Origin of the sequence: Oerskovia enterophila (assembly GCF_044748475.1) — a bacterium.
Taxonomy (GTDB): Bacteria; Actinomycetota; Actinomycetes; order Actinomycetales; family Cellulomonadaceae; genus Oerskovia; species Oerskovia enterophila.
In genome coordinates this window covers 565060-582682 of sequence record NZ_JBIVFZ010000002.1, presented here as the reverse complement: position 1 = coordinate 582682, position 17623 = coordinate 565060, and the positions used below count along the sequence as shown (strand labels likewise).

At 76.9% G+C, this 17623-nt stretch carries 4 protein-coding genes; all 4 read left to right on the top strand.

Features of this window, described 5'->3' with window-relative positions; translation table 11 throughout:
• Nucleotides 1-55: 55 nt before the first annotated feature.
• From ACIPWA_RS07125 to ACIPWA_RS07110, 4 genes are read left to right on the top strand one after another with little or no spacing between them, the layout of a single operon-like run.
• On the top strand, nt 56-1084 hold the full coding sequence (locus ACIPWA_RS07125; RefSeq protein ID WP_400289119.1) for an ABC transporter substrate-binding protein: 1029 nt from the start codon (nt 56-58) through the stop codon (nt 1082-1084).
• The gene (locus ACIPWA_RS07120; protein WP_400289117.1) at nt 1084-4593 is read left to right on the top strand and encodes an amino acid adenylation domain-containing protein; all 3510 of its coding nucleotides are present in this window, start codon (nt 1084-1086) and stop codon (nt 4591-4593) included. The genes ACIPWA_RS07125 and ACIPWA_RS07120 overlap by 1 nt, the downstream gene beginning before the upstream one ends.
• On the top strand, nt 4590-13553 hold the full coding sequence (locus ACIPWA_RS07115; protein ID WP_400289114.1) for a condensation domain-containing protein: 8964 nt from the start codon (nt 4590-4592) through the stop codon (nt 13551-13553). The genes ACIPWA_RS07120 and ACIPWA_RS07115 overlap by 4 nt, the downstream gene beginning before the upstream one ends.
• Nucleotides 13550-17623, top strand: coding sequence for a non-ribosomal peptide synthetase (locus ACIPWA_RS07110; RefSeq protein WP_400289112.1), 4074 nt, complete (start codon nt 13550-13552; stop codon nt 17621-17623). The genes ACIPWA_RS07115 and ACIPWA_RS07110 overlap by 4 nt, the downstream gene beginning before the upstream one ends.

The window sequence follows — 17623 nt, the reverse complement described above, 5'->3', positions numbered from 1 at the left end:
ACGTGCGGGCCCGGCCCACCGCTTCACCAGCAACCCACCTCAAGGAGAACCCCGCATGTCCAGCTCCCGATCCCTCACCGCCGCACGAGGCACCCGGACCTCCCGCGCTACCGCCTGGCTGCTCGTCCCCGCCCTCGCCGCGGTCCTCGCCGTGGGCGGGTGCGCGGGCGGCACGTCGCAGGCCGGCGAGCCCGCGGGCTCCTCGGCCGAGGCCGGCACGCGCACGGTCGAGACCGCGTTCGGTCCCGTCACGATCCCGACGGACCCGCAGAGCGTCGTGGCGCTCGAGGGTGGCACGGGGCCGCTCCTGGAGGCCGGGATCGTGCCCGTCGCGACCGCGGACGGCGACTGGGCCGACTCGTTCCTGCCCGCCGAGCACGAGCAGGTCGCGGACCTGCCGATCGTCCTGGGCGCGGACGGCTGGGACTACGAGAAGATCGCGTCGCTGAAGCCCGACCTGATCGTCGGGTTCGTGCGCGGCGGCAAGGAGGAGGAGCTCAGCGCCGAGAAGAAGGCCGACTTCGACAAGCTCTCGCAGATCGCCCCGACCGTCCTGATCCGCGCCACGGGCTCCGCCACGGTCAAGGACGCATCGGTCGAGATCGCGACGGCCCTGGGCGCGGGCGAGGAGGCCGAGGCGACCAAGGCCGCGTACGAGGCGCGCGTCGCCGAGATCAAGGAGACGTACGGCGACGTCATCGCGGCCAACACGTTCGCGGGCCTCGACTCGTTCGAGGAGGTCACGGTCTACTCCCGGATCTCGTGGCTCGGAGGCATCCTCGCCGACATCGGCGCCCCGCTGCCCGCCGTCGTGGCCGAGGAGACCACCGAGAACGGCGCCTTCCTGTCCTACGAGCAGCTCGGCCAGGTCGCCGACGCGACGGTCGTGCTCCACGAGCAGACGGTCGACGGTGCTCCCGGTCCCGGCGCCGAGGAGCTCGCCGCGGCCGCGACCTACCAGTCGCTCCCGGCCGTGACCGCGGGGCACACGTACGGCATCCGCTACTTCTTCGCGGACCGCTACAGCCTGGCGCTCGACGTCCTCGACCAGCTCGAGGTCGTGCTCAAGGACCTCCAGGCCTGATGACGACGCCCTCCGCCCCCGACCTCCTGGCCGCGCCGGCTCTCGTCCCCGGACACCCGTCGGCGCGCTCGGGCGCGCCCGTGGTCCGTGCCCTCGACGTGTCCACCCGGACGCGTGAGCCCGCGGGCCTGCCGCTGACGACCGCGCAGCTCGGCGTCGTCGGCGCGCAGCTCGTGCGGCCCGGCACCACGGCGTACGCGGTGGGCGAGGTCGTCGAGATCTCGGGCGACCTCGACACCGCGCTGCTCGCGCTCGCCGTGGAGATCGTGGTCGGGGAGACGGAGGCGCTGCGCACCTCGTTCGAGGTGTCCGACGGCGTCACGCAGGTCGTGCACCCGGCCGGCGGTCCCGGTCCCGGTCGGGCGAGCGCCCCCGCGGGCGTGCCGTCCGGTGGGGTGCGGGTCCTCGACCTGTCGGGGGAGCCGGACTCCCGCGCACGGGCCGAGGCGCTCGTCGAGGCCGACCGGCTGCGCCCGTTCGCCCTCGACGCGCCCGGCCTGGCGCGTCAGGCGATCGTCCGGATCGACGCCCGCACGGTGTGGTGGTCGGTCGTGGTGCACCACGCGATCCTCGACGCGTACGGGATCACGCTCGTCCTGCGCCGCGTCGCCGAGGTCGTCAGCGCCCTGGCCGCGGGGCGCGCGGTGGGCCTGAGCCCGTTCGGCGCGGTCGCGGACGTCGTGGCCGAGGAGCAGCGCTACGCGACCTCGCCCGAGCGTGCGCGCGACCGGGAGCACTGGTCGTCCCGTCTCGACGTCCTGGGTGCCGCGGGGCCGGGCAGGTTCAGCGACGGACCTATGGCGGGCAGCCCCGACGTGAGCGACGCCGTGGTGCGCGTCGTGCACGAGGCGGGCTGCGCCGTCGGGCCGCTCGAGGAGGTCGCCGCGCGCTCCGGCGCCGGGTGGCCCGACGTCGTCGCGGCCACGTTCGCGGCGCACCTCGCCCTGGTCTCCGGGCGGCGCCACGTGGGCGTGGGCATGCCCGCGATGAACCGCATGGGGTCGGTCGCCGCGATCGTCCCGACCATGCGCGTCAACGTGCTCCCGGTCGTGGTGGACGTCGCCCCCGGGCAGCGGATCGACGCGCTCGTGGCGCAGGTGCGCGAACGCGTGGGCGAGCTGCGCCGGCACGGGCGCTACCCCGCCGAGCAGATCGCACGCGAGGCGGGCGCGGTCGTGACCGCGGCCGAGCTCAACGTCAAGCTCTTCGACCACGACCTGCGCTTCGGCGCCGCGACGGGCCGCCTGCGCACCGTGGCCGAGGGACCGGTCGACGACCTCGCGGTCTCGGTCGTGCGCGTCCCCGGACCGGACGGCGACGAGCTGCGCCTCACGGGCACCGCGCCCGCACAACTCTTCACGCGGCCCGACGTCGCCGCTCGCCTGGGCGAGCTGGCGCACCTCCTCGAGAGCGTGGGTCGGGCCGCGCCCGGTGCGCGCGTGGGCGGCCTGGGGCTCGCGTCACCCGCGACCGAGCGTCAGATCGTCGCGGGCTCGACCGGGCCCGCGCTGCCCGGAGGCGCACTGCCGTTGCTCGCGGGCGAGCTGTTCGACCGGGCCGTGGCCCGGCGCGGCGAGGCCGTGGCGCTCGTCGCGCGCGAGACCTCGACCTTCCGTGCGCTCGACGAGGCCGTCGCGCACCTGGCCGGGCGGCTCGTCGCGGCCGGGGCCGGGCCCGAGACCCTCGTCGCGATCGACCTGCCGCGGGGCACCGACTACGTCGTGACCCTGCTCGCGCTGCACCGCTGTGGGGCCGCCGCCCTCCTGCTCGACGACCGGACCCCGCCCGCGCGGCGCCTCGCGCTCGCCGACCGGCACGACGCGCGGATCGTGGTCGCTGCCGGGACCGCTGCGGCCGGGGCCCCTGCGGGCCAGGGCCACCGCGCGGGGCGCGACGACCTGTGGGCGGGGCGCGACGTCGTCGGGCCGCGCGGGGACGCCGCCTCCCACGGGGCCGCGCCGCTGCGGCAGGCGCTCGACGTGCCCCGCGACGCGCTCGCCTACGTCCTGCACACGTCCGGGTCCACGGGCGAGCCCAAGGCCGTCGGGATCAGCCACGGCGCGCTCGCGCAGTTCCTCGCGCACCACCAGGAGCACGTCGTGCCACGCGTCGAGGACGGGGTGCAGCGCGTCGCGCAGACCATGCCGCTGGTGTTCGACGGCTCGTGGGACACGCTGCTCGCGCTGCTGCTGGGACACGAGCTGCACCTGCTCGACGTCGAGCAGTACCGCGACCCCGACACCCTCGTGGACCTCGTCGTGTCGCGCGGCATCCACCGGATCGACCTGACCCCGACCGTCATGGCGGCCGTGGTCGAGGTCGGGCTGTTCGCGCGCGACCACTCCCTGCGGACCGTCTCCGTGGGCGGCGAGGCGTGCCCGCCCGCGCTGTGGACCACGCTGCGTGCGCAGCCCGGGCTGCGGGTCCTCAACCTCTACGGGCCCACCGAGCACACGGTCGACGCCGTGGGCGCGAGCGGCACCGACGCCGACCAGCCCGTGATCGGGCGGCCGCTCAGCGCGACCACGGCCCTGGTGCTCGACCAGCACCTGCGCCCCGTGCCCGACGGCGTCGTCGGCGAGCTCTACCTCGCCGGACCCCAGCTCGCGCGCGGCTACCTGCGTCGCCCCGACCTCACGGCCGAACGCTTCGTCGCGTCGCCGTTCGGAGAGCCGGGGGAGCGCATGTACCGCACGGGAGACCTCGCGCGCCGCGACGCAGAGGGGCTGCTGCACTACGTCGGGCGCCGCGACCACCAGGTCAAGATCCGCGGGTTCCGCGTCGAGCCCGGCGAGACCGAGGCCGCGCTGCTCGCGCTGCCCGGCGTCGTGCAGGCGACGGTCCAGGCACGGCGGTCGGCCCTGGGGGCGCGGCTCGTGGCGTACGTGGTGGCTCCCGGACCGACGGGGGACGCGCTGCGCGCGGCGCTCGCCGACGTCCTGCCCGAGCACCTGGTGCCCGCGGCGGTCGTGGTGCTCGACGCGCTGCCGCTCACGAGCAACGGGAAGCTCGACGTCGGTGCCCTCCCGGAACCCGCGGCGGGACCTGCACCGACGGTGACGGGCTCGCCCGCCGAGGGGGACCCGCTCGCCGGCTCAGGGCGACCGGACCTCCCGGCGACGGTGACCGACGTGACCCTCGCGTTCGCCTCGGCGCTCGACGGCGTCCCCGTCGCGCCCGACGCCGACTTCTTCGCCCTGGGCGGCGACAGCATCCGCGCGATCCACGTCGTGGCGCGGCTCCGCGAGAAGGGGTGGCGCTCGAGCGTGCAGGACGTGTTCGAGCAGCGCACCGTCGCGGGGGTCGCCGCGCGGCTGCGCCCGCTCGCGACCGATCCCGCCCGGCCCACCCGCTCCGCAGACCCGCAGGCCTCCGGACCGGCCGGGGCCGGGGCGCTCGGCACCACCCAGGACGCGGCGGCGCCGCTCCTCGACCTCGCGCCCGGCGACCTCGACCGCCTGGGCGCCCTCCTCGGCGACCGCCGACGCACACGGAAGGCACGACCATGAGCTCGACCGAGAGCATCGAGGCCGTCTGGCCGCTCACGCCCCTCCAGCGCGCGCTGACCGCGCACGCGGGGCTCGCGGCCGACGGGCAGGACCCGTACGTCGGCCAGACCCTGGTCGAGCTCCGTGGACCGCTCGACGGGCCCGCCCTGGAGCGGAGCTTCGACGCGCTGCTCGGGGCGCACCCGAACCTGCGCGCGGGGTTCGCGGTCGACGACGACCTGGACCCGATCCAGTTCGTCCCCAGCCAGGCCACGGCCGAGGTGGTCTGGTACGACGCAGCGGGTCCGGACGCGGCGGACAGAGGCGTGGCGGACGGAGGCGTGGCGCGCGCGGAGCAGGGCGGTGGGGGCGACGCCGAGGAGGGCGCTCCCGGGGCGGACCGTGATCGCGCCCTGCGCGACGCGACGCGTTCCGCCGCCGCGGCCGAGCTCTCGCTCCCGTTCGACCCGGCCGACCCCCCGCTCGTGCGGTTCGGGGTCGTGGTGCTCGGCGCGGAGCACCACGTGCTGGTCGTCACGAGCCACCACCTGGTGCTCGACGGCTGGTCCATGCCGCTGCTCGTGCGCGAGGTCGCGCGGCTCTACGGGGCCGAGCTGGCCGCCGAGGGCGACGAGATCCCACCCGCCCGGGGCCGGTTCGTCGACCACCTCGTGTGGCTCGGGAAGCAGGATCCCGACGCGGCGCGTGCCCACTGGCACGAGGCGCTCGCCGACGTCGACCTCTCGCGGTGGCCCGAGGCCGCGACGTGGTCGGCGGGCGACGTCCCCGAGGACGCCTTCACGATCCACCGGCCTCTCGACGGTGCGGCGGTCGAGGCGGTCCGCGCCGGGGCCCGGGCGCAGGGCGTCACGTCGGCCACGCTCGTCCGCGCGGCCTGGGGCCTGACGGTCGCCGCCCACGCCGGGACGACCCACGCGACCTTCGCGGTCCCGGTCGCGCTGCGCAGCCCCGAGGTCGAGCACGCCGACGAGATCGTCGGGATGCTCACCGAGTCCGTCGTCGCGCGCGTCGACGCCCACGCCGCGAGCTCCCTCGGCGCCGTCGTGGCCGAGCACGCCCGTCGATGGAACGCGTCCTGGGACCACCAGCACGTCGGGCTGCGCGGCATCCAGGCCGCGGCAGGCACCGAGACGCCCGTCGCGACGACCCTCGTGTCGTTCGAGCAGGCGGCGAGCGCGGGGGTGGTGGCCCCGACCGTCGTCGGCCTCGACCCGCTGCACCTGCGCGTGCTCGCGACGCACGACGCCACGCACTTCCCGCTCGCGCTCGCGGTCGACGCGGGCCCCGACACCTGGGGCCTCGCGCTCGACGCCCACGCGTCGGCCGTCACGCGGACCGGTGCCGCGGACCTCCTGGCGGCGTTCGAGCGCATCCTCCTGGCCGTCGCCACGACCCCCGCGGCACGGGTCGCGAGACTCGACCTCGTCGCAGGGAAAGGGCGTGCGGCGGAGGTGTCGCGGAGGGCGGCCGGGTCGCCCGCCGTCGCCGACGTCCCGGGAAGCGCCGCGAGCCCTGAGGCGTCCCGCGTCCCGAGCGCGGACCCCGCCACCCGCCCTGCGCTCGTGACCGAGGTCCTGGCCGACTCGATCGCACGCCACCCGCACGCGGGCGCTCTCGTCGTCGGCGACCAGCGCTGGACGTTCGCCGAGCTCGACCTCGCGATCACGCGGGCCGAGCGTCGCCTCACGGCGTGCGGGGCCCGCCCGGGCGACGCGCTCGCCATCGACCTGCCGCGCGACGAACGCATCGTCCACGTGATCCTCGCGGCACTGCGCCGCGGCCTGGCCGTCACGCCGCTCCCGCACGGCGCGCCCGAGCGGCGCGCGCACGTCCTGCGGCTCAGCGGGGCACGCCTCCTGTGGGACGAGACCGGGCCGCGCCCCCTCGCCACGGCGCCGTCCCCCGCGCCCGCCCGCGAGGCGACCGACGCGCCCGGGGCGCGTGCCGCCGTCGGGCCCGACGACGCGACGGCGGCGACCCACGCTGCCGGGGCGCGTGCCGCCGTCGGGCCTGAGCTGCCGCCCGCGCCCGAGGCCGCGACCCTGCGCGCGTGCGTCGGCAGCATCATCTTCACCTCGGGCTCGACGGGCGAGCCCAAGGGCGTGGCCGTGGGGCAGGACGCGCTCGCGCACCTGCTCGAACGGCACCGCACCGAGCTCTACCCGCCCGGCGAGCGCCTGCGCGTCGCGCACACCGCGGCCTTCTCGTTCGACGCGCACTACGACGCGTTCCTCGCGCTCGCCGCAGGGCACGAGCTGCACGTGCTCGACGAGGACGTGTTCCTCGACCCGGTCGCGCTGCGCGACTACGCGACCGAGCACGGGATCGACTACCTCGACTTCACGCCGACCGTCTGGGGCGCGCTGCTCGCGGGCGCCGAGTGGGCGCGCCTGCCGCGGATCTGCGTCGCGGGCGGCGAGGCGTTCGGGCCAGCGCTGTGGACGCAGATGCGCGCGCTCGCGGCGCCCACGGGCGCACGCGTCGTCAACCTGTACGGGCCGACCGAGGCGACCGTCGACGCCCTCGCCGCGGACGTCGCGGACACGGCCGAGCCGGTCGTCGGGCGACCCGTGGGACGCACGCAGGCCGTGGTGCTCGACGCCGCGCTGCGCGAGGTCCCGGCCGGCACCGTGGGCGAGCTGTACCTCGCGGGACCGCAGCTCGCCGAGGCGTACCTGGGGCGGTCGGGCCTGACCGCGAGCCGGTTCGTCGCCCGTCCTGGCGGGGTCCCGGGGGAGCGCATGTACCGCACGGGAGACCTCGCGCGCCGCGCCGAGGACGGCACCCTGAGCCTGCTGGGGCGCAACGACGACCAGATCTCGCTGCACGGGTTCCGCATCGAGCCGGGCGAGGTCGAGCAGGCGCTCGTCGCGCTCGACGGCGTGGCCGAGACCGCGGTCGTGCTCGCCGAGCATCCGCGGTGGGGTGCTCGGCTGGTCGCGTACGTGGCGGGTGGCGGGCCGCTGGACCCGGACGCCCTGCGCGCCGCGGCGGCCGAGCGCCTCGCGCGGCACCTCGTGCCGACCGCGTTCGTCGTGCTCGACGCCCTGCCGCTCACGCGACACGGCAAGCTCGACCGCCGCGCGCTGCCCGCGCCCGACTGGGACGGGGCACGGACGTCCGGGGGTGGTGCGGGCGGAGGCGGGGCGGCGTCCGTCGGCCGGTCCGCTGCCGAGCCGACCCCCGTCGAGGCGCAGGTCCACGCGGCCGCCGCCCGCGTCCTGGGCGGGGACGGCGTGGGGCTCGACGAGAGCTTCTTCGCTGCGGGGGGCGACAGCATCGACGCGCTCCAGCTCGTCGCGGCGCTGCGCCGCGAAGGGCTCGTCCTGACGCCCGCGGACCTGTTCGCGGCGCGCACGCCGCGCGAGATGGCGCGGCGTGTCCGGCCCGACGGCGTCGCGTCCCCGGGCGCGTCGGTCGCCTCGGGCTCGGGGCGCGCCGGGGCGGGCGGTGCTGCTGACGTGCTCGTGCCGCTGACCGCCGCGCAGGCCGTCGCGTTCGACGGGCACGTGCGTGCGGCCGTGCCGGGGGCGACGCGCGTCGACGACGTGCTGCCCCTGACCCCGACCCAGCTCGGCATGGTCGCCGAGGCCGCCCGCGACACGGCCGACGCCTACCGCACGACGACCCGCTTCACGGTGACCGGGCCGGGCGAGGACGGAGGCGCGCTGATCGCGGGCGCGGTGCAGACGCTCGTGCGCCGGCACGCGAACCTGCGCGGCGCCGTGCTCCAGCTCGACCTGCCCGCGCCGGTCTTCTTCGTGCCGGATGCCGCCCAGGTGCCCGTCACCGAGCACGACGGCCGGGGGCTCGACCCTGCCGGGCTCGCCGTGCTGCTCGACGACGTCGACCTCGCCGAGCGCTCGCGCCTGGGCGACCTGTCGCTCGCACCGCTCGTATCGGCCGCGATCGTGCGGACGGGCGAGGACGAGCACGTGCTGGTCCTCGCGATGCACCACCTGCTGACCGACGGCTGGTCCGTGCCGCTGCTCGCGGCGGAGCTGCGGGCGGTGCTCGCTGGTGAGGCCGATGAGGCCGGCGGGGACGCCGGCGGGGAGAGCCTTGCGGAGTCGGGCGAGCCGTCCTTCCGCGACTACCTGGTGTGGCTGCGCGACGCCGAGGCGGGGCGCGAGGGGTTCGAGGGCCTGTGGCGGGCCGAGCTCGACGGGGTCGACGAACCGTCGCTGCTCGGGGTGCACGGGGGGCTCGGGGCGCTCGGAGTGCCGGAGGTCCAGGACCCGCCGAGGGTGACGGACTCGCCCGCCGAGGGGGACGCGCGCATCGTCACGCCCGTCGCGATCGACGCGCAGGGCCTGCGCGCTGCGGCCCGCCGTGCCGAGGTCACGCCCGCGACGGTCGTCCAGACCGCGTGGGGTCTCGTCGTCGCCGCGCTGACCGGGCGCCCCGAGGCCGTGGTCGGCTCGACCGTCGCGGGCCGGCCGACCGACCTGGAGGGCGCCGACCGCATCATCGGGATGTTCGTGAGCTCGTCGCCCGTCCGGGTCCCGGCCGGTGCGCACCTGACCGCGGACCCGCTGCTCCAGGACGTCCAGGCGCACCAGGCCCGCCTGCTCGACGCTCACCACGTGGGGCTCCCGTCGATCGCACGGATCGCGGGCCACCCGCTGTTCGACACCCTCGTGGTCGTCGAGAGCTACCCGCGCGGGGACCGGACGGTCGCCATCGGCGAGGGCCCGGTCGCCGGCGGCGGTCGCCCTCGGGAGGTGGGCTCGTCGCCCTCGGCGGGCGAGTCCGTCGCCGTCGTCCCCACGGGCGGCCACGACGCGACGCACTACCCCGTGACCGTCACGGTCCTCCCCGCGCCCGACGGCGACGGGCTCACGCTCGAGATCGAGCAGCGCCCTGGCGCGCTGGCCCCCGCGGTCGCTGCCGTCCTCCCGGACGCGCTCGCGAGCGCCCTCGAGCACCTGGTCCGCGGCGGCAGCCTCCCGACGTCGCACGCTCTCGTCGGGACGGTGCGCGTGCCGCGCCCGACCCCGGCCGGAGCGACCGTCGACGCGTCGCCCCGCGCGACGACCCACCACGGCGCGCGTGCGGACGACCGCACCCCCGACGAGGGCGACGCGAGCGCCTGGGGGCGCGACGCCGTCGGGCCGGGGGCGCACCCCGCCGACGACCGCACCGAGCGCGTCCGCGCCGAGGTCTCCCGCGTGCTCGGGGCCGACGTCGACCCCACGACCGACTTCTTCGCCGCGGGCGGAGACAGCATCAGCGCGATGCAGCTCGTCGGGGCGCTGCGCGGGCGGGGCCTCGTCGTGACGGTCGGCGCGGTCTTCGCGGGCCGCACGCCCGCGGGGATCGCGGCGGCAGCGACCGAGACCGCGCCCGCACCGTCGCCGGCGACCTCCCGCGCGCGGGACGGGCTCACCGAGCACGGCGACCTGCCCCTCACGCCCGCGCTCGCCTGGCTCCTGGAGAGCAGCGGCGACCACCGCGGGTTCGTCCAGGTGCGCGTCCTGCGGACCCCCGCCGACCTCTCCGAGGCCGCGCTCCGGGCTGCGCTCGCGGGCCTCGTGGCGGCGCACGGCGCCCTGCGTCTCGCGGTGCACGACGGCGGCGCGCGCGTCCTCGACGTGGCCTCGCCCGAGGCGTCGGGCGACGTCCTGCGCCTCGTCGGCGGCTCCGGAGAGCCCGTGCTCGGCGAGGCGCTGCGCGGTGCCGCGGCCGAGATCGACCCGGTGACGGGCCGGGTGCTGCGCGCGGTGTGGGACCGGGACGCGCGCGAGCTCGCGCTCGTCGCCCATCACGTCGCGGTCGACGCGGTCTCGTGGCGCATCCTCGTCGACGACCTGCGGACGCTCGCGGCGGGCGGCGCCCTGCCTCCCGCGTCGGCGAGCCTGCGGGCCGCCGCGGCGGCCACGCACGACGAGGCGGCCCAGCGGGTGCCTGAGCTGCCCGCATGGCTCGACGTGCACGCCGGGCCGGCCGTCACGCTGACGGCCCGACCGCTCGACCCGGTGCTCGACACCGTGGCCACCGCGCGCGAGGTCGTCGTGCGCCTCGGGGCGGACGACACCCGGCTCCTGCTGGGGCTCGCACCCGAGCACCGCACCGACCACGTCCTGCTCGCGGCGCTGTCGCTCGCGGCGGGCGAGGTCGTCTCCGCGGGTGGGGGCGCCTCGGCGGGTGGGGGCGCCTCGGCGGGCGGGACACGCCGGGGCGGGCCGCGCACCGGTGGGACGACCGACGCCGAGCTCGTGGTCGAGACCGAGGGGCACGGGCGACGTCTCGACGGCGAGGGGCCCGACCTGTCGCGGACCGTCGGCTGGTTCACCACGACCTGGCCCGTCCGGCTGGCTGCGTCACCGGGGGCCGCGGCGTCGGCCCACCTGCGGGCCACGGCGCGTCAGGCCGCGGCGGTCCCGGGCGACGGGCGCGCGTACGGGCTGCTCCGGCACGTCGCCCCGGTGGCGTCCGCGGCTCTGCGCGAGGCCGCGGCGGCCTGCCCGCCGCAGGTCCTCGTCAACTACCTGGGACGCGAGACCGAGAGCGCCGAGGACTGGGGGAGCGCGGCCGACGCCGCGCACGTCGAGTCCGCGCTCGACCTGCACGCCGACCTGCCGTCGTCGCACCCGGTCGAGCTCAACGCGTACGTGGTCGACGGCCGGGACGGCCCCGAGCTCGTGGCGCGCTGGCTGCTGGCCCCGGCGGTCGACGGCGAGCCGTCACCCTCGGCAGACGCGTCGGTCGCCCTCGACGGACGGGGCGGTCACCTTCGGGTCGCGGGGGCGTCGCCCTCGGCTGGCGGGGTCGGCGACCGGCTCGTCGAGGCGTGGGGCAGGCACCTGCGCACCCTCGTCCGAGAGGCCTCGACCGAGGTGGCAGCGGCTCCGGCGCTCCCCACGGGCACCCCCTGGCCGCTCACGCCCGTGCAGCGCGGCATGATCCTGCACGCGCTCGAGGCACCCGTCGACCGGTACACGAGCGCGGTCGACGTGGGCCTCGACGGGCCCCTCGACGTCGCCGCGCTGCGCGCCGCCGCAGCCGACGTCCTCGCGGCCCACCCGCAGCTCCGCCTCGCGGTAGCGGCCAGCGGCCCCGAGGACCTGGGCCTCGTCGTCACGGACGTCACCGAGGTCCCGCTGCGCGAGATCACGCTGCCCGACAGCGTCGTTCGCCTCGTGCGTGGCGACTCGGGCCGTGAGGTCGAGGTGACGGACCCCGACGGCGTCGCATCGCTCGCGCCTGCCGCCCGAGATGCGGCTAACGGGGGTCCGAGCGGGATTCTGACCCCCGTTGGCCGCAACTCGCGGGACGGGGTCGGCCGTGGACTGGCGGCGGCGTACGCCGAGATCGCGCTGCCCGGCGCCGCGCACCACGACGCCGCACACCCAGATTCCTCGCACGCCGACGCCACGCCACCCGGCGCCGCGCACCCTGACACCATTCGCCGCGCGCTCGACGAGATCATGGCCGATGAGCTCGACCGCCCCTTCGACCTGGCACGACCACCGTTGCTGAGGCTCGTCGTCGTCCACCTCGGAACCCACGAGGGGGCCGGCCACCGGCTCGTCGTGACGAACCACCACGTGCTGCTCGACGGCTGGTCGGTGCCGTTCCTGGTCGACCTCCTGCTCGGCGCGTACGCGCGGCGCGTCGGCGCACCCGCGGGAGCGGCGCCGTCGGGCCTCGACGGCCTGGTGCCGCCGACCCCCGGCGCGGCCTGGCAGCTCTCGCGACGCCTCGCGCGGCGCGACGTCGGCGCGGTCGACGTGTGGCGCGACGCCCTGGCCGGAGCGCGCCCCGTGCGCGTGGCCGAGCCCGAGGACACGGGCGAGCGGCCGACCGTGCTGCACGCGGCCCCCGACGGCCTGGGCGACCGGCTCGCCCGGTCGGCGCGTGCCGCGCAGGTCACGCCGGCCGACGCCGTGACCACGGCCTGGGGGCTCGTGCTCGCGGCCCTCACCGGGGAGCGCGACGTGCTGACCGGGACGACCGTCGCGGGCCGGCCCGCCGAGATCGAGGGCGCGCACGGCGTGCCCGGGATGTTCGTCAACACCGTGCCCGTGCGGGTCCCGGTCGGAGGACCGGGCGCCACCCCGGGCGGGGGCTCGTCAGATGACGGACCCGACGACGGCGCACGCGCCTGGACCGTCGCCGACCTGGTCCGCGCGGTCCACGAGCGGCAGGCGCGCCTGCGCGACGTCGACCATGTCGCGCTCGCGGACGTGCAGCGGGCGCTCGGGGTCGGCGACCTGTTCGACACCCTGCTCGTGGTCGAGAACTACCCGCGCGACGCCGACGCCCAGCCGGGCGCCGCGGTCGGCCTGCGGATCACCGACGTCCAGGGCGACGACCGCACGCAGTACCCGCTCGCGCTCACGGTCGACGCGTCCGAGGGGCTGAGCGTGCAGCTCGACCACCTGACCTCGGTACCCGCCGACCGGGCGGCCGCGGCGCTCGCCGCCGTCGTCGAGGTGATCGGCCTGCTGGCCGATGCACCGGGGACTCCCGTCGAGGACGTCCTCGCGGGACTCGCGGAGCGGTATCCCGCTCTGCGCGAGGGCCTCGCTGCGGTGCCGTCCGGGGCGGGGACCTCACCGGAGGGGGCGCCCGGGGAACCGGACGGTGCCCCGCCCGCGAGACTGCCCGCGTCCCCGCCCGTCCTCGTCGTCCGCGAGGTCTTCGCCCAGGCCCTGGGCGTGCACGACGTGGCTGACGACGACAACTTCTTCGCCCTGGGCGGCGACTCGATCGTGGCCATGAAGGTCACGACGACGCTGCGTGCGCGGGGCTGGACGGTCGACCCGCGGTCGGTCTTCGCGGCGCCGACCCCGGCGTCGCTCGCGCTGCGCGCCCGCCCCCTGGACCAGTTGTCAGAAGCACCCCGGGCCATACCCCGGTCACCTTCTGACAGCTCCCCGCTCGTCTCCCCGCTCCTCGCGATGTCCGCGAGCGAGCTCGGCGACCTCGACGACCTGATGAGGAACCTGACATGACCACGACCGACGAGCGCACCGGCCCGGCCCCCACGGCCCCCGCCCCCACGATCGCCGAGGTCCTGCCCCTCGCCCCGCTCCAGGAGGGCTTGCTCTTCCACGCGGTCTCGGAGGACACGGGCCTGGACGTCTACACCATGCAGTCGACGTACCGGTTCCCGGGCGGCGTCGACGAGCAGGCCATGCAGCGGGCGTGCGAGTCGCTCCTGCGGCGGCACGCGGTCCTGCGAGCGGGGTTCGCGCACGAGCGCTTCGCCCGCCCGGTGCAGTTCGTGCCGACCGCGGTCACGCTCCCGTGGCGCGTCCAGGACCTGGACCGCCTGGCGCCCGACGAGCGCACCACCGCGCTCGACCAGCTCCAGTACGACGAGCGTCAGCGCCGCTTCACCATGGACCGCCCGCCGCTCATCCGCTTCGTGCTCGTGCGGCTGGGCGAGCAGGGGGCCGCGCTCGTCGTGACGAACCACCACATCCTGCTCGACGGTTGGTCCGACGCGCTGCTCGTGACCGAGCTCCTGCGGCACTACGCCGCGGGCGGCGAGGACCTGGGCCTCGCGCCGGCCCCGCAGTTCCGCGAGTACCTCGCGTGGGTCGCCGCGCAGGACGCGGACGCGGCGGCGAGCGCGTGGGACGTCTCGTTGTCGGGCCTCGCGGAGGGGACGCTCGTCGCGCCGCCCGACCCACGCCGTCGGGCCTCGATGCCCGACGTCGTCGAGCGGGACCTCGACCCGACCCTCTCGCTCGCGGTCCTGGCCCTGGCGCGCACGTGCGCGGTCTCGGTCAGCACGGTCTACTCGGCCGCGTGGGCGCTCGCGCTGCGCTCGGTCACGGGGAGCGACGACGTGGTGTTCGGCAGCACCGTCTCGGGTCGCCCGCCCGCGCTCGCGGGGGTCGAGGAGATGGTCGGGCTGTTCCTCAACACCGTGCCCGTGCGCGTGGCGACGCGGCCGGGCGAGCCGTTCCGCGACCTGCTGCGGCGCTTCCAGTCGGAGCAGGCCGAGCTCATGGACCACCACCACGTGAGCCTGGGCGAGCTCCAGCGCCGCGCGGGCGTCGGGACGCTGTTCGACACGCTCTACGTCATGCGCAACACGCCCGAGGACGACGCCGAGCTCGACCGCCTCAGCGCGTCCGTGGGCCTCGAGGACGTCGAGGGCGGCGACGCCACGCACTACCCGCTGACGTTCGTGGTCCACCCCGGCCAGCCGTACCGGCTGATCCTGTCGCACCGCGCCGACGTCGTCGACGCTGCCCGGGCAGGCGCCCTGCTCGACCAGGTCGAGGCGGTCCTGCGCCGCGCGGTGGGGGATCCGGGCGCGACGGTCGCCCGGGTCGCCGCGGTGCCCGACGACGTCGCTCCCCTCCTCGTCGCCCGCGGGGTCCGCGCAGCGCAGGACGTGGGCGAGGACTCGTTGCTCGACCTGCTGGACCGGGCCGTCGAGGCCCACCCGCAGCGGACCGCGCTGGTCCACGGCACCGACGCGGTGACGTTCGCGGGGCTGGGCTCGCGCATCGACGCGCTCGCGCGCGCCCTGTCCGCGGCGGGGGCCGGGCCCGAGGACGTCGTGGCGCTCGCGGTGCCGCGCGGGATCGACTTCGTCGCCGCGCTGTTCGCGACCCTGCGGGCCGGGGCGGCGTACGTGCCGCTCGACGCCGCGCACCCGGCCGGACGGCTGTGCGCGGTCGTCGAGGCGTCCGGGGCCGGTGTCGTGGTGCTCGACGAGTCGTTCCGGGGGCTCGTGGGGCCGGTGCTCGCGGGCCGGGAGGTGGTGCCGGTGGGCGCTGAGCCACCGTTCGCGGGCGACCACCCCTGCCCCACCTACCGCCACGAGAACCTCGCGTACGTCATGTACACGTCGGGCTCGACGGGCGCGCCCAAGGGGGTCGCGATCGAGCACCGCGGGCTCGTCAACATGCTGCGCAACCACCGCACGGAGATCTTCGACCCGCTCGTCGCGTCGCGGCCGGTCGGCCTCCGCGACCAGCCCGTGCGCGTCGCGCACACGGTCTCGTTCGCGTTCGACATGTCGTGGGAGGAGCTGCTGTGGCTCGTCGACGGCCACGAGGTGCACCTGCTCGACGAGGCCGTGCGCCGCGACCCGCACGCCATGGCGACGTACTGCGCGGCCGAGCGGATCGACGTCGTCAACGTGACGCCCTCGGTGTGCTCGGCGCTCCTCGCGGAAGGGCTGCTCGACGAGGGGCGACACCGCCCGGGGCTCGTGCTGCTGGGCGGCGAGGCCGTGGGTGCCGAGGTGTGGGACGCGATCGCCCGGACCCCCGGGACCCGCGGCTACAACCTGTACGGTCCCACCGAGTACACGATCAACACGCTCGGCGGGGGCACCGACGAGAGCAGGCGCCCCACGGTGGGCCGCCCCATCGCCAACACCTCGGTGTACGTCCTCGACTCGGGGCTCGCGCCCGTGCCCGACGGGACGCCGGGCGAGCTGTACGTGAGCGGGATCGGGCTGGCCCGCGGCTACCACGGGGCGCCCGGGCTGAGCGCCGAGCGGTTCGTCGCCGACCCGTTCGGGGCGCCGGGCGCGCGCATGTACCGCACGGGCGACGTGGTGCGGCGCCGGCCCGACGGGCAGCTCGACTTCCTGGGCCGCAGCGACGGCCAGGTCAAGATCCGCGGCTACCGCGTCGAGCCGGGGGAGTCGCAGGCTGTCCTCGCGCGCGACCCGAGGGTCGCGCAGTGCGCGGTGGTCGCGCGCCCGGGCGCCGGGGGAGGGCACGTCCTCGTGGGGTACGTGGTGCTGGCCGGACGGGGCTCGGAGGGTGACGCACCCCGCGCCGAGGGTGACGCCGACCTGCTCGCCGACGTCCTGCGGACCATGCGCCGCACGGTCCCCGACCACCTGGTGCCCTCGGCGCTCGTCGCGCTCGACGAGCTGCCCCTGACGCCGCACGCCAAGCTCGACGTCCGGCGCCTGCCCGCCCCCGACCTCGCGCGCGCGGGCGGACGTGAGCCACGGACCGATCTCGAGCGCGAGCTGTGCGCGATCTTCGCCGAGGTCCTGGGCGTGGCGAGCTTCGCGGCCGACGAGGACTTCTACGCCGCGGGCGGCCACTCGCTCCTCGCGATGCGCGCGGTCTCGATGGTCCGCACGCGCCTCGGGCGCCCGCTGAGCGTCGGCGCCCTCGTCACGGCCCCGACGGTCGAGGCGATCGTCGCGCACTGGGACGCCCCCGAGACCGACCCGTTCGCCGGCACGCTCACGCTGCGTGCGCCGACGCCCGGGAGCGACACCCCACCGCTGGTGTGCCTCGCTCCCGCGGGGGGCCTGGGATGGTCGTTCGCGTCGCTCGTCCCGCACGTCCCGGCCGGGACCGCGGTGCACGCGCTCCAGTCGCCGCGCCTCGCGGGGCCCGACGGCGCCCCCTCCTCGCTCGTCGACCTCGCCGAGCAGACGGTCCGGTCGGTGCGCGAGGTGGCGCCGCGCGGGCCGTACCACCTGCTCGGCTACTCGTTCGGAGCTCACCTGGCGCACCTGGTCGCGACCCGCCTGCAGGAGGCGGGCGACGTCGTCGCGAGCCTGACGATGCTCGATGCCGAGGCCGTCGCGCCCGGGGCGCGCTCCGCCGTCGGGCCGGAGGACCCGTCGCCGTCGGCGGACGCGCACGCCGAGGAGGTCGATGCCCTCCGGTCGCTCCTCGCCGCGGGCGGCGTCGACCCCGACCTCCTCGCCGAGCCCACGCGCGACGACGTCCTCGACGTCCTGGCCGACGCGCCCGGCGCCTGGGGCGACCTGGACGAGGACGGGCTCGCCGCGGTCGTCGACACCTACCTGTACTCGTGCGACCTCATGGGCCAGGCGCGCTACACGCCCTTCCGCGGCGACCTGCTGCTCTTCACGGCCCAGGACACGGACCGCCACGACCTCACGGCCCAGCGCGACGCCTGGGCCCCGCACGTGACGGGCACCGTGACCCAGCACGCGGTCCTCGCAGGGCATCACGACATGGTCTCCCCGGCGGCGATCGGGCAGCTCGGCCCGGTCCTCGCGCGGCACCTTCATCAGGCCCTCGCGGCCACCCGACCCAGCACCGACGAGAGGCACTGA